The sequence below is a fragment of the Mycobacterium sp. NGS24 genome (assembly GCF_059813065.1).
Map to the genome: position 1 here is coordinate 1 of NZ_JCALDW010000024.1, position 14669 is coordinate 14669.

Consider the following 14669-nt stretch of genomic DNA (forward strand, 5'->3'; position numbering starts at 1 on the left):
AGCTCTTCCTTTCCATCTCTTCGATTCAGCCGAATCGCAAAACCATCACTGCCCGTTACGCGGTAAGTCATCTCGCTGACTTTCCGGCCCCCCTTCCTCTCCGGCCTGCTCCCAGGTACCTGGCATCATCGGAACCTTTGGGCCACCGCCGAATTCGTCGCCGGCCAGCGCCGTCAGCCCGGCGGCCTGCTGCACCGTCTGCCTGGGGATGGTGCCGGCGTAGCCGAACGTGCCGGCGCCGCGCTCGGACGCCTGCGCGTCGTCGCCGTTCCAGATGGGATCGACGGCGGAGTCCATGTCCAGGAACTCGTCGCTGTGGTCGTGCAGCGGTGCGCGACGCCGCCGCTTGGCCCGGGCCGCTGCGCTGCTCACCGCGGCCGCTCCGGCGGCGGGAATGGTCGCGGCGGGCGCCTTGGCCGCGGTACGGCCACCCACGGTCGGACCCAGACTCGGCCCCCAGTCATCCGGTCCGGCAACGGCATACGGGAAAGCCGCCGTCGCCGGGGCGGTCGCGGGCACCGAACCGGCGGGCACACCCGCGGCCGGCGCGGACGCCGGCGCCCCGGCCGGACCCGCCACCGTCGAACCGAGTCCCACGGCCGGGAAGCTCTGGTGCTGGGCGACCGGCATCGGCGCAGGCGGCGGTGCCGCCGCCGGGACCTCCGGAATCACGTCCACGTTCAGCAGACTCAGGAAACCCAGACTGGCCAGCCCGACGGCGAGCAGCGGGGGTGCCCACAGCGGCGCACTGAGCACCGTGCCCCAGGTACCCCAACCGACCGGCTGGAAGAACGCCTGGTAACCCAGCGCGAACAGCAGCGGCCCCCAAGTGACCAGGGCGGCCTGCGGGTTGGTGGCGAAGTCGATGATCATCTGCTCGATGGCCGGCAGCGGATTGGACAGGAAGTCCCACAGCAACTGGCCGTCGGGCAGCGTCAGCACGTAGGAACGCAGCAGGTCCACGATGATCTGCAGGATGTTGAACTGCGAACCGGCGTCGGCGGCGGGTGCGGCTGCGGCGGCCTGGGTGACGTCGGCCGCCGATGCTGCCTCCGCACCGGGGTTGACGATGGTCGGCGCCGCAGTGCTGCGGGGCGCCGAGGCCAGCGCCGTCCCCGCGGCCGCCTGGTACAGGCCCATCGTGGCCGCGGCCTGCAGCCACATCCGCGTGTAGTCGGCTTCGTTGAGCGCGATCGGGATGGTGTTGAGCCCGAAGAAGTTCGTCGCCACCAGCACGCCGTGCATGACGTGGTTGGCGGCCAGCTCCGTCAGTGTCGGCATGGCCCCCAAGGCGGCGGTGTATGCCGACGCCGCGATGTCGTGCTGGGCCGCCGTTCCGGCCGCATCGGCGCTGGCCTGTTGCAGCCACGCTACATACGGCAGATGTGCCGCGGCATATTGTTCGGCGGTCGGCCCCTCCCACGAACCCGCCTGTACTCCGCCCACCAGACCGCTGAGTTCTGCTGCCGTCGCCGCGTATTCGGCGCTGAGCGCGTTCCAGGCCCCGGCGGCCGCCAACAGCGACGCCGGTCCCGGCCCACTACTCAGCAACGCCGAATGCACCTCAGGCGGCGATGCAATCCAGATCGGCCCCAGGGGGGAGCTCATGGTCAGCCGCCCGCGATCCCGTAGGTCGCAGCGGCCGCCGCGTCACCGGCGAGGTAGCTGGCGCCCGCCGTGCCAACACCGACACCGGCCCGGCCCAGCTCTTCGACACCCTGCGCCGCGACGGCGGCGTGCTCCTGGCCCTGGGCGCTGAACCCGGCAGCGGTCTGCAGCGACACGGGGTCCGCGGCCGGTGGCACCACCGCGGTGATCAGCGGCGCCGCAGCGGCGTGCGCCGCCGCCAATCGGGCGGTCAAGGCTTCCACGGCGGCGCTCGCGCCGGCCAGTCCTTCAGGAACTACTCGCAACGCCATTACTGACTTCCTTTCTGTTGCGTATCACCGAATATCGCGGCTGCACCGACGAGCGGATTGACCAACTGGATGAAGGTCGGGTAGTCGCTGTCGGTGAGGAGCATGGCGCGGCCGGCGGGCAGCCGGCTGAACCGCTGGCCGCGAATCTTGCCGCTGTCCTGTGGATTTCCGGCCAGCATCAGGGTGGTCGCCTGCAAGTCGTTGAACCGGCGCAGCAACGGATTGGTCATCAGGCCGTGTGCCGACCCCGAGGCACGGCCGGTGACGATCACCCGCAGTCCCAGTTCGCTGGCCTGGCCGAGCAGACCGATCAGCGGGGTCCACGGTCGCTGCCCGAGGTAGGGGCCGCTGGTGGCCGGTGAGTCCGGGATCTGATCGACGTCGTCGATGATCAGGTAATGGGTGTGGCCGGACGGGTGGTCGGCTGACTGGTCCCGGAAGTTCCAGCGGGACAATTCAGCCGGCGACAGGCCCGCCGGCGGACGGCGCGATTCGATGAGGTTGGCCAGCCCGATCATCGCCGGGGTGATCCGGTCGATGTTGGCCGTGTACTCGTTGTCGGCGAACAGCGGCTCGTCCACCAGGTGCAACCGGCGGTCCAGCACGGTGAAGGCCACCTGGTCGGCGGTCGAGTTCTCGCGGATGGTCCGGATGATGTGGCGCAGCAGCGTGGTCTTGCCGGACTTGCTGTCGCCGAACACCATCAGCAGCGGGTTCTCGACGAAGTCGTGGACCACCGCCGCAAGGTCTTCCTCGCGCTGGCCGAGCACGACCCGTTCCGGTCCCCGATACAGCGCACCGACCGCTGCCGGCGTGAGGTCGGTGGGCAGCAACCGCACCGGCGGTGCGGCCTGGCCCGGGTAGCGCGCGTTGATCGCGGGGATCTGGTCCAGCTCCGGTTCGGCGAACAGGAAATGCTGGGCGGCCATGGTCAACCCCCGACCCGGCTGGTCGTGCGGCACCGCCTCGGCCGGGCGTTGCAGCGCTCCGGTCACCCGGACGTTGCTGTCCCGCGCGTCGTGCAGCTTGAGCTCCAGGCGCAGGCCCAGCCCGTCCCGCATCGCCAGCGGCACCTCCAGCCAGCTCGGCGTGGTGATGACCACGTGGATGCCGTAGGCCAGGCCGACGTTGACCAGTTCGGTCACCTTGGCCAGCAACGGGTTTCGAGTGTTGAACTGGTCGGTGTTGTCGCGGCCGAAACCGTACAGGTTGTCGATGACCAGGAACACCTCGCCGAACCCGTCGTCCGCGAGGCCGGAGTCCGGCGCGGCGTGCTGGCCGTTGCCGGGACGGTCGCGGAAGGTCTCGCGCTGCTGACGCGACAGCAGCAGCTGCTCGAGCTCGCCGAAGGTGCGCCGGATGCGTTCGGGCTCCAGCGCCGAGGCGACACTGCCGACGTGCGCCAGACCCTCCAGCGCGCGCAGCTGACCGCCGCCGTAGTCCAGGCAGTAGAACGTGACGTCGCGCGGCGAGTGCAGACCGGCCGCCGACATGATGAACGTCTGCAGCGCAGTCGATTTCCCGGACTTCGGACCACCGTGGATGACCATGTTGCCGGCCGACGAGGTCGCGTCGAACACCAGCGGGTCGCGCCGCATCTCGAAGGGCTTGTCGACCTCGCCGAGCGGCCAACGCCACTGCCGGGGCGGTATCCCGGCCCGGGCGAGCACCGAGGTCAGCGGGATCGGCTCGTCCAGCGGCGGCAGCCAGAGCTGCGGTGCCCGCGGCCCGTAGGCGGCCAGCTGCTCGCCGATGGTCGCGATCAGCTTGCGCGGCGGACCGGCCGGTTCGTCTTCCTCGATGCCGGAGATCACGGTGCCCGGGTCCGGCTCCACGGCGCCGGCCGTGAACAGCTTCGGTTCTGGAGCTGACTGCACGACAAGGGTTTTGGCGGTCTGCGGCGGCTCGTAGATGCCGTCGACGTAGGTGGACCGGAACTTGATCGGGGTCGCACCCGGCGCGGGCACCAGGAACCCGATGCCTTTGTGCTCCTTGCCCGATTCGATGTGGTAGGCGTCCTCGACGCCGATGATCTGCCGGGACACGCTGGGGCTGGCCACCTTCAGACCGATCCGGTACGAGGTGTTCTTGTCGATGTCCTTGATCTTGCCGACGTCCAGGGTCTGCGACGCGAACAGGATGTGGATGCGGAACGAACGGCCCTTGCGCGCGACGTAGTCGAACAACTCCGCGTACTCCGGGTGATCGGCCAGCATCAGAGTGAATTCGTCGGCGACCACGAAAAGTGTTGGCACGGGCGGTAAGTCGTGCCCGGCAGCCTGCGCCGCCTCGTACTCGGTCACCGAGTTGAACGCGCTGCCCTGCACCCGCCGGCCGGCCTCGCGCAGCAACATCTCGCGCCGGGCCACCTCGCCGCGCAGCGTGTCGGCGAACCGGTCGGCCAGCGACTTCTTCTCCGCCATGTTCGAGATGACCGCGACCACCTGCGGGAAATTGCGGAAGCTGTCGGCCCCGGCTTCACCCTTGAAGTCGGCGTAGATGACGATCAGGCGGTCCGCGGAGTGAGTGGTCAACAGCGACAACAGGATCGACATCAAGGTCTGCGACTTGCCCGAACCCGTCATACCGATCATCAGGCCATGCGGACCCATCCCGCCCTCGGCCTCGTCCTTGAGGTCGAACATCAGCGGCTCGCCGGTCGCGGTCACGCCGATCGGCACGCGCAACTCGTCGTCGCGGCGCCGCGGTGCGAACAACGCGGGCACATCCAGCCGGGAGGCATCCGGAATCCCCAGCAGCGTGGTGAAATTCGCCCCGCGGGTGGCCGCCGACCGCAGCCCGGTGTGGGTCGGGTTGGAGTCCCAGCGGGACAGCCGACGCGCCAGGTGCGACGCGTCCTCGGCCCCCAGTCCGTCGGCGGAGTCGATGTAGGGTTGCCAACCGCCGGTCTGCCAGCGCTGGATGCCGCCACCCGCGATCCGCAGGATCGGCTTCTCCGGGTCGGAGTACTGCTCGCGGTTGGGCGGTGTGGCCGAGATGTGCAGGACGGTGACGCCCGCGCGTCCGACGGCCAGCGTGGACGCGGTCAGGTCGTAGTCCGGGTCATCGACGACGATCAGCAGATGCCGCAGGGCGTCGACCGGCTGCCCGGTGAACGCCGGGCGGTCCTCCAGCGCCGGCGCCAGCAGCTCGGCCAGATCGTCGGCATCGGTGGTGAGGTAACGGGCCGGGCCGACGCCGTCGACCTGGCCGGGAATGTCGACGTGCGGCAACCACTTCAACCACGACCAGTCGGCACTCTCCAGATTGCGGGAGGCCAGCGCGACACTGAGCACGGTCGGGTCATGCCAGGTGACCGCGTGGGCGATCCACGCGCGTACCGCCGCGTGCACGTCCGGCTCGCCGCCATCGGGGCCGGGCAGCACGCTGATCCGCGAGACCTTGCTCAGGTCGATACCCGTCGGCACGTCGGCGACGGTCCGCTGGGTGTCGAGCAGGCTACGTAATGCGCTGTGCGACACCGGTTCCAGGTCGATCTCATCGGCGATGTCATTCACCCGTAGCGTGGTGGTGAGCGGCGCGGAGTGGCGACCGGCGCGCAGTACCAGGAAGTCCGGGTCGTGGGGGTCACGCTCCCACTGGCGCCGGGAACCGGGCACCGCGGCCAGCGCCCCGGGCTCCGGATGCGACCACTGCGCGGCGGCGCGCTGCTCGGCGGCGGCGGCCCGGATGTTGTCCCGGACCACCGACAGGTACCGCAGGTAGTCGGCACGTTCTGCGTCGACTTCCTCGGTACGCATCTTGTTGCTGTCGCCGCGGTAGAGCGCGGTGGCGGCCAGCAGCAGCACGAACGGGAAGAACAGCGTCTGCGGCGAGATCAGCCGCATGCCGGTGGCGAACAGCGCGACGATCATGCCGACGATCAGGATGCCGATCAGGTACGGCATCGCACGCCGGAACAGCGACGGCGGGATGACCCGCGGCAACTCCGGCGGCGCCTCGATGGTGATGGTGCCCTTGCGGGCATTCGGCGGCGCCAGCCGTCGGCGTGCCTCGAAGATCAGTCTGCTCATCGGGGCTCCCCTTCGGCGGATACCGGACGGCCCGGTCGGCTGTCCGGCGGCAAACCGTCATGCGCCAACAGCGCATCGGCGCGCGACAGCGTCGGACCTGCTGCGAACAAGGACAGGATCGACCACGGGATGGCCAATGGCGGCGACTGCAGCCCAAGTGCCTCAACGGCTTTGCCGTTGGTCCCGGACCGGTCGGACTCGTTGTCGATGCCGTACCGCACCCCGGTGTCGGAGACCCAGAACAGCGAGCCGGTCGCCGGCGCCGCCGCACCACCGCCCACCGTCTGGGTGAAGTATCCGGTGCCCGGGGTGAGCGCGATCTTGGCCCCACCCCCGACCAGATCGACGGTGCGCACGCCCTCGGCCACCGGCAGTGCCGAACCCGTCAACAGGGTCAGGGAACTGGTGGCGGCGCCGGACGGCTTGCTCCACAAGGCACAGGCGAGCGGGTTGCTGGCCGCGTTGACCAGGGTGACCGGCTGGGCGGGGTAACGCGAGGTGTCCAACATCCGCGAGACGGGCAGCTTGGCCACCTCGTCGGCGGCCAACCGCGGCGGTTGTTGCAGGCCATAGGAATTGGTGTTGCGCAGGATCGAGGCCAACACCGGCGAGATCGGCTGCAGACCGTCGGGCAGTACCGCGTAGAAGGTGTCCGAGCCGGCCCTGTCCAGCGAATAGGCCACCACCACGCCGCCGATCGGGGCGGGGACGGGGTAGCCCGCCGGGGCACCGGCGTTCGGGATGGGCGGCGCCGCCAACGGCGCCGACTCCGGAATCGCATTGAACAGTCCGGCCGCAACCGGCCGCGGCGCCGGCACCTCGGTGCCCAGGCCGAGCGCGTTGGTGACCGCATGGTCGGCCAGGTTGATCTGGCTGCGCTTGCCTTCCCACAGCAGCCAGGTGCCGTTGCCCCCGGAAGCGGCTGCGTCGACCAGGATCACCTGCGTCGGACTGATCGCCGCGGCCCGGGTGCCGTCGGTCTTCGGTTGTCCCGCAATAACAGTCACACCGGTGCTGCGGGCGCCGCGCCCACCCTGCCCGGTGACGCCGTCGCACACCGTCCAGGCCGCGTCGCGGGAGCTGCTCTGCACCATGCGCTCCGGGGCGCCCGGGATGCCGATCAGGTTGCCGCGCGCAAACCGGTCCAGCTCAGCACTTTTCACTGTGGTCGGGTTGACCGGCTGACCGGCGATCAGCCGGGCGGAGGTCAGGTTCAACACCGGGTGCAACTGATCGCCCACCCGCACATACAGTGCGGCCGTGGACCGGTCGGCCAGTACCACGTTGTTGCCGACCTGCCCATTGGGCCGGATCAGCGAGAACACGAAGCAGCCGATCAACCCGGTGATCAGCAGCAGCACGCCCATCATCACCGCGCGCGACTGGGTGCGCAGCGGGTCGACCAGCATCCTGGTGTCGTGCAGCGCGATCCCAGAAGCGATGCGGCGCATCACAAATCGCCAACCTGTCACCTGGTGCCGGGTGACGAAACCGCGCCGATATTCCACCTTGTCGGGGTGCTCGTTGACCGGGGTGCGAGAGGTGAACGAACGTCGGTCGTCCGCCCATTCGCCGTCGGCGTCGTTCTTGCTCATGCCGGCACCGACAGTCCCAGCCCGCGCAACAGCGGGGCCACGGTGTTGCCGACATCTTGTGCGGTGATTGTCATCAGGTCCTCATCGGTGAATTCACCCGTACCGGCCTGCTCGGAGTGGTCGAGCCGGAATTCGCGCTCCTCTTCCGACCGTTCGACGATGTTCCGGACGAACCGGCCGTTGCCCGCGATGTCGAGGCTGCGCCGGCTGATCCCGTTGCTGTCCGGCGAAGACGTCTGCGCCAGGTGGGTGAAGAGTCGCTGCATGTCCTCCAGCGCGGCCGGCTCGAATACGCTGTCCCGTTGCTGCGCCATGAGATTCGCGATCTCGGTCAGCTCCGCCGGCTGGTAGGACGGGAAGTCGATGCTGCGGGTGAACCGCGACCGCAGACCCTCGTTGGTGTCGAGGAACTTGTCCAAGTCGGCTCGATATCCGGCGATGATGACCACCAGCCGGTCGCGGTCATTCTCCATGCGCGCCAGCAGCGTGTCGATGGCCACCAGGCCGAAGTCGTTCTTGGCGCCGGTGGCCACCAGAGCGTAGGCCTCGTCGAGGAACAGCACGCCGTCCAGGGCGCTGTCGATGATGGCGTTGGTCTTGGCTTCGGTTTCGCCGATGTGCTGACCGATCAGGTCGGCACGGTGCACCTCGCGGATGTTCTCGCGTTTCAACAGCCCCAGGCCGCAGTAGATCTTGGCGACCACCCGGGCAATGGTGGTCTTACCCGTTCCGGGCGGGCCGGCGAACACCAGGTGGTGGGTGCGCTGCGCGACGGTCAATCCGCGCTGCTGGCGCAGCACCGCCATGGCGACCGAGCTCTTGAGCCGGGAAACCTGGTTCTTCACCTCGTCGAGACCGATGAATTCGTTGAGTGCCACCTCAGCCTCGGCCAGCAGGGTCGCCTTGCGTTCGCGGGCACCCGGGTCCACGAAGTCGGCGTCGCTGGGCTCGGTGTCGCGGTTCCACGGGTCGGTGCGGGCTTCGATACGCGCCGCGGTGGTGGTGACCATCCCGAAACTCGGGTCGGACAGCGCCTGCTCGATCTCCTGGTTCTCCGGGTTGGCCGCGTAGAGCTCGTGCAACACGTCGCTGGCCGCTTCTTCGTCCACGTGTGCGCGCAGCGCCAGCGCCTTGGCCAGCGCGCCGTCGACCGCGGCCACGGCGATAGGGCCCTCGGGTTCCTCGAGGTAGGACAGCGCCGGAGCGAACATGCCCAACCGGGCCAGCGAGGTGCCCAGCGCGATCTTCACCGCGTGCGCGAAGGCCTCGTCCAGGTCGGTGTCGTTGACGATCGGGGTCAGCAACTTCACGACGTCCGACCAGCGCTCCGCCCGGTAATTGATGACGACCGCGATCCAGCGCGCCTCGCGCGACTTGGGCCGGCGTTCGACGATGCGGCTGACGATGTCGTAGGCCTCGGCGAACTGTTCTTCGGAGGCCAGTGCGGCCGCGTAGGCCAGGTGGAAGTCGTCCGCGGTGGTGGCCCGAAACTGCAGGTACAGGCCGGTGTCGTACCGGTAGCCGAGTGCACCCGGGGTCAGTTCCACCTGTCGTTGCAGCACACCGGCCGTGGCCACGGTGCGCGAAATCTGTTCCAGCACACGCTTGGAGGTGTCGCCGGAGGCCGCCAGGCCGATCCAGGCGTCGCACTGTTCGTGCGCGATCCGGGTCAGCGCGCTGAAGCCCGAGCGGGCCGCGCTCAGGTCGGCGGGACGTTGCCGCTCGTAAACCGCGATGCCCAGGGCCCGGCAGCAGGTGGCGAACCTGCTGATCACGTCTTCGTCGACCCTGCTGTCGGTTCGGGAGGGTCGGGGTTCGGCCGCAACCATGCCCGTCGACAGGCCCGACCGACCACCTATGTCACCGCGTTCCACGCCCCCGCCTTCACCTGAGGTTAAGATCTCCATTGGCAGACTCCGCCCGTTAGCCCCCCGAAGTTAGCATTCCCTAAGCTAACTGTCGAGGCGGTCAATTGCGTGCGCTTCACCACACCAACTCCCGTCTCAGCCCTCTGACCAGCGAGTCTTCTGCTCTTCGCGGCCGAACGACGCCCAGCCGCCCAGCTTACTGAATATGGTTTTCATTAACAACGGCGGGGCGGAGCGGTGCCAGAACCGTTGCAGCGGCGCCTTTCGACACCCGGTGTTACGACTTCGCAGCACTCACCAGCGTGATGCGGGAGAACATCGGCGTGGCCTCGGAGTCCGGGCCGGGGACGGGCCGGCCCACCTCACGCAGGTAATCGTTCAGCGGCGTACCGACCGCCGTCCAGCCGCGCCGGCCGAACCATTCGGTGGCCGGGGCGCATTGCTCGTTGTAGACCAGCTGAAAGAAAGGACGCTGACCGGCATCCGGATCGGCGCGTTCTGCTGCCACCTTGGCCTCGTATTCGTCTCGGGGCAGCGGGGCGCCTTCCTCGATCGCCGCGTGACTACCTGGACCGGCCAACGCGTCGATCCCGGTGAACAGCGCCTCCTGGGCGGTGGCCGGCAGATAGATCAGCAGACCTTCGGCGATCCAGGCTGAAGGTCGTTCGGGGTCAAATCCTTTGTCCCGCAACGCTTGTGACCAGTCGTCGCGGAGGTCGACGGCGATCTCACGACGTTCGGCCCGCGGCTGCGCACCGTGCTCGGCGAGCACCTGCCGCTTGAAGTCGAGGACTTGCGGCTGATCGAGCTCGAAGATCGTGGTGCCTTCCGGCCAAGGCAACCGGTACGCGCGGGAGTCCAATCCGGCCGCCAGGATGACCACCTGCCGCACACCGGCCGCGGCGGCGCGCTCGAAGTAGGCATCGAAGTACCTGGTGCGGCAACCCTGGAAGTTGACGAAGTGCTGACCGAAGTCCTCGCTCTTCAATTCGTGGTCGGGATCCCTGCCGTCGAGGACATCCGCCCACGAACCACCGACCGCACGACAGAACAGCTCCGCGTAGGGGTCAACGACGAGCGGATCGGCCTTCTGCGCCTCCAACGCCCGCGCGGTTGCCACGAACAGTGCCGTCGATCCGACACTTGTGGTGATGTCCCAGCTGTCTCCGTCACTGCGCACCGGGCCGACCTTACGCGCGGCCGGGGTTCCAGCTGTTCGGCAGCATCGGGACCCGGGGGCCGCCGCCGTACTCGTCGCCGGCCAGGGCGGTCAGCCCCGTCGCATCGTCGGCCGACTCGTTGCGAACCGTGCCGGCAAAACCCAGCTTCCCCGCCCCCCGGTTCGACGCGAAGGACTCCGGTTCGGCATCCCAGTCGGGGTCGACGTCGACATTCATGTCGGCGAATTCGTTGCCGTGTTCGTGCAGCGCCGTCCGTCGGCGCCGCTGCCGGCGCGCCTGCTCGCGTGCCGCCGCGGCCGCCGCCACGGCAGCCGCATCGGGCTCTGACGCTTTTCTGCTGGCGTAGGCACCGGCACTCATACCGGAGCCGAACCCGACGCCGGGTCCCCCGCCCACCAGGAAGGGGAAGCCGCCGCCGGCGACCGGAGCCGGCGGGGGCGCCGACGGGGCACTGGTGACCGTGGCTGTTGCCGTCGCGGTGGTAGGTGCCGGGGCGGCCGACGCGGGCGCCGATGCGACGACGGACGGGGCCGCGGTGCCGACGGCCGGCAGCACCGGCGCGGCGGCGACCGGGGGGACGATCGCGGCGACGACGGGGGCTGGAATGGCACCGAGCCCCGCGAGCCCGGCGAAACCGGTGGTCGCACCCAGGTTGGCCACGGCGCTACCCATTGCGGCCGCCAGCAACTGCGGCGACTGTAGCAACGGCGCAAGTTGCGCAAGGTGCGTCGGCCAATCGAATTCGGCGAGCTCGACGACGTATTCCAGCGCCCCCGCGGGATTGGTGAACAGCTGCTGGACGAAGGTTTCGAACTGCTGACCGAACTCCAGGGAACGGGCGACCCACCAGATGGGCTGGGTCGCGTCGGTGATGTCATGCATGTGGACCCCGTTGAGGGTCTCCTCGAGCGGGTCCCAGTTGATCTGGCCGTTGGTCAGCGCGCGCAGCAAGTCCGCGACGAGGAAGTCCAATTGGGTCGGGTCGCCGTGCTCGTGACCCTCGTGGCCCTCCTCCCCCTCGTGTTCGTGGCCGTCTTCGTCCTCGTGCTCGTGCTCGTCGTGCACGATCTCCGGCGCCGGCGACGTCACTGGCGTCGCCGCCGCTGCCGCACCCGAGAGGGCGTCATAGGTCGCCATGGTGGTGGCCGCCTGCACCCACATCCGCGCGTAGTCGGCCTCGTTGAGCGCGATCGGGATGGTGTTGATCCCGAAGAAGTTGGTCGCGACCAGCACGCCGTGTATCGCGTGATTGGCCGCCAGCTCCACCAGCGTGGGCATGGCGGCCAACGCGGTGGTGTACGCGGCCGCCGCCGTCTCGTGCTGGGCGGCGGCGCTGGCGCTGTCGGCACCGGCCTGCGTCAGCCAGGCCACGTAGGGCGCGTGGGCGGCGACATACTGCGCGGCACTCGGCCCCTCCCAGGCCCCGCCCTGCACCGCTGCCAGGGTGGCCACGAGTTCGTCGGCCACCGCGGTGTACTCGGTGCTCAGCGCCGTCCACGCCGCGGCGGCCGACAACAACGGTCCCGGTCCGGGCCCGCTGCTGAGCAACGTCGAGTGCACCTCAGGGGGTGACGCCATCCAAGACATGCATCAGCCAACCATGTTGATGAATATGGTTTTCATTATCGGCCATTCGACACCATATGCGCGCCCTGCGCAAGTCCTGCGCAGCGTGCGTCAGGCGGTATTCGTCGCCGACCGGCAGGCGTCGACGTCCGCGTTCCTGCCGTGGGGCCGACGGCCGGCTACACCAGGGGACGACCGGCCTTGATTCGGCGGTCGAGATCCCACAGCAACACGTTGAACGGGAACTGCCGGACGACGCGCGGCAGCAATCCGTTGCCGATGCGCACCACCGTCATCAGCTGGTCGAACAGCAGTTGCCGGGTGCGGTCCCACGGGAAGCCCATCTCGTCCCGGAACTTCTGCGGCAGGAATCCGGTGGTGATCAGCAACGCGAGACTTTCCGGGAGCGCGGTCACCACGCCCGGCAGGGGCAACTTCTTCAGGCGCGCGACGGCGATCGGGTACAGGTACTCCCGTACCGCGTCGTCGATGTGCACCAGCTCCAGTGATTCCTGCCAATACCGGTCAAAAGCGGCCCGGTCGGCCGGCCACATCTCCGGCGGCACCTGCAACGTGGTGCCCAGGTTCATGCCCTCGCGGTAATGACGCTCGGCGTCGGCTTCGCTCAGTTCCCCGACGAACGTGCGGTGCACATCCACCGCGCCCTTGTACAGGCAGGCAGCCACCCACAGCTGCAGGTTCGGATCGAAGGCGTTGTACTGCACCGGGCTGTCCGGTGCCGAGCGAATCTGGGCGTGTACCCGGTTGACCGCGCGCCGGTAGGCCGCCTTCTGGCTGTCACTGCCGGCGGTGGCGACCGCCAGATAGGTGAATGTGGTGCGGGCCCGCTTGATCGGGTGCAGATCTACCCGCCCGCTGTCGACCGGGCTCTCCATCACGCCGTAGCCGACTCCGGGCCGCGCCAGCTGCATGATCACGTTGGCCGGTCCAGCCAGCAGCGCGACGCCCATCATGCCTTCGTCGATGCCCGGCCGGCGCTTAGGGACGGATCTTCGATCCCTGCGAGCCGGCTCCGCGATGGTCCGCTCGACGTGTTGCAGGGGCTTAGCTACCCCTTCGAGGATGGCCATTCCACGACCTTTCCGGTCCCGCGGGGTCCGCTAATTGTGCGTACCCGTGTTTCCAGATATTTGTCGGTACCTGGCCGCGGTGTCAATATGAACTGATGGCTTTGGATAGTGGGGGGGTGCCCGCCCGGCCGTACCGCGGCGTCGGGGCGGCAGCTCGGTTCGCCGAGCGACGCCAGAAATTGCTGACAGCCGGTCTCGATCTGCTCGGTGCAGATCAGCAAGACCTGTCCGCGGTGACGGTGCGCGGTATCTGCCAACGGGCGGGTGTCGCCACCCGCTACTTCTACGAGAACTTCACTGACAAAGACGAGTTCATCGGCGCGGTGTTCGACTGGATCATCGCCGACCTCGCGGCACAGACGCAGGCCGCGGTACTCACTGCACCCATACAGCAACAGACCCGGGTCGGGCTGAGCACCATCGTGCGCACAATCGCCGGCGACGCCCGGATCGGCCGGTTGATCTTCAGCAACAAACTCACCGACCCTGTCGTCATCCGCAAACGAGCGGAGTCCACCGCCCTGTTCGCACTGCTGTCCGGTCACCATGCGACGACCGCCCTGCACATCGGCGCCAACGAGCGCATCAAGATGGGTGCCCACTTCGCGGTGGGCGGGGTCGGGCAGGCGATCAGCGCCTGGCTGACCGGTGACGTCCGCCTCGACCCGGACGAACTGGTCGATCAACTGACGTTGCTGGTCGGCGAACTGACCCACCCCAGCCTGTACGGACTGTCGGGACGAGCCGACGCCGCCACCTGAGCGGCCTCGCTCATACCACCCCGGCCGTCACCGGCGGGCGGCGGTCGGCCGCCGTCCGGGGCACCGCCGGCGTGTCCGCCTCGTTGAATTCCCTGACCCAGCAAGCGAATTCCAGCATGATGCCGTCGGGATCCAGAAAGTAGAAGGAGCGTACGTACACGCCGGGATGCACGGTCGCCGAAACCTGCATAGGGCTCTCGTCGTGATTGAGCACCGGTCCGACCCGCACGCCTTTGTCCTTCAGCCGCTGCCGGTAGGCATCGAACTGCTCTGCCGGCACGTGGAACGCGAGGTGGTTCATGGTGCTCACCGCGCTGGTGATGTCACCCAAGCCCGGCAGCGCTCCGGGCGAGCTCAGTCCCGGGACCCGGTCGGCGGCCTCGGCGAACCAGAAGAACGCGACGCAGTCGCCGTTGCCGGCGTCGAAGAAGAAGTGCTGGCCGGCACCCCCGGGCAGGTCGAGCGACTTGATCAGCGGCATGCCCAGCACGTTGCTGTAGAAGTCCACCGTGCGCGCCATGTCCGAGCACACCAGCGCGACGTGGTTGATCCCGCCGAGTTCGAATTCGGTGTTGGGGTTGTTCGGCTTGATCATGATGCGTCTCCCTACCTAAGATCCAAACCTGAATCTAACATCAGATTCAGGTTCCGGGG

The 14669-nt window shown here is 68.5% G+C and carries 10 protein-coding genes; 1 reads left to right on the plus strand and 9 read right to left on the minus strand.

The window, feature by feature from the left end; genetic code table 11:
* Positions 1-45: 45 nt before the first annotated feature.
* The 8 genes from AC5Y6Y_RS22900 to AC5Y6Y_RS22935 form a co-directional block, all read right to left on the minus strand.
* Entirely contained in the window at positions 46-1608 is a 1563-nt protein-coding gene (locus AC5Y6Y_RS22900) for a PPE family protein (protein WP_473140242.1), read from the minus strand.
* A 2-nt stretch (positions 1609-1610) separates the two neighbouring features.
* Complete coding sequence (locus AC5Y6Y_RS22905) at positions 1611-1919, minus strand: PE family protein (protein ID WP_463828709.1); 309 nt, start codon at positions 1917-1919, stop codon at positions 1611-1613.
* A complete protein-coding gene (gene eccCa, locus AC5Y6Y_RS22910; protein WP_473140241.1) occupies positions 1919-5953 on the minus strand; it encodes a type VII secretion protein EccCa in 4035 nt (1344 codons plus the stop codon). The genes AC5Y6Y_RS22905 and eccCa overlap by 1 nt, the downstream gene beginning before the upstream one ends.
* A complete protein-coding gene (gene eccB, locus AC5Y6Y_RS22915; protein ID WP_473140240.1) occupies positions 5950-7548 on the minus strand; it encodes a type VII secretion protein EccB in 1599 nt (532 codons plus the stop codon). The genes eccCa and eccB overlap by 4 nt, the downstream gene beginning before the upstream one ends.
* The gene (gene eccA, locus AC5Y6Y_RS22920) at positions 7545-9422 is read right to left on the minus strand and encodes a type VII secretion AAA-ATPase EccA (protein WP_473140245.1); all 1878 of its coding nucleotides are present in this window, start codon (positions 9420-9422) and stop codon (positions 7545-7547) included. The genes eccB and eccA overlap by 4 nt, the downstream gene beginning before the upstream one ends.
* A gap of 271 nt (positions 9423-9693) precedes the next feature.
* Positions 9694-10596, minus strand: a complete 903-nt coding sequence (locus AC5Y6Y_RS22925) for a class I SAM-dependent methyltransferase (protein WP_473140239.1) — start codon at positions 10594-10596, stop codon at positions 9694-9696.
* 10 nt (positions 10597-10606) lie between these two features.
* Complete coding sequence (locus AC5Y6Y_RS22930) at positions 10607-12175, minus strand: PPE family protein (RefSeq protein WP_473140238.1); 1569 nt, start codon at positions 12173-12175, stop codon at positions 10607-10609.
* Between the two features lie 167 nt (positions 12176-12342).
* A complete protein-coding gene (locus AC5Y6Y_RS22935; RefSeq protein ID WP_463828704.1) occupies positions 12343-13254 on the minus strand; it encodes an oxygenase MpaB family protein in 912 nt (303 codons plus the stop codon).
* A 95-nt stretch (positions 13255-13349) separates the two neighbouring features.
* Between AC5Y6Y_RS22935 and AC5Y6Y_RS22940 the strand changes: the two genes are divergently transcribed.
* On the plus strand, positions 13350-14015 hold the full coding sequence (locus AC5Y6Y_RS22940; RefSeq protein WP_463828703.1) for a TetR/AcrR family transcriptional regulator: 666 nt from the start codon (positions 13350-13352) through the stop codon (positions 14013-14015).
* A 10-nt stretch (positions 14016-14025) separates the two neighbouring features.
* On the opposite strand, the gene AC5Y6Y_RS22945 is transcribed toward AC5Y6Y_RS22940, so the two are convergent.
* Positions 14026-14610, minus strand: a complete 585-nt coding sequence (locus AC5Y6Y_RS22945; protein ID WP_463828702.1) for a VOC family protein — start codon at positions 14608-14610, stop codon at positions 14026-14028.
* Positions 14611-14669: the final 59 nt, after the last annotated feature.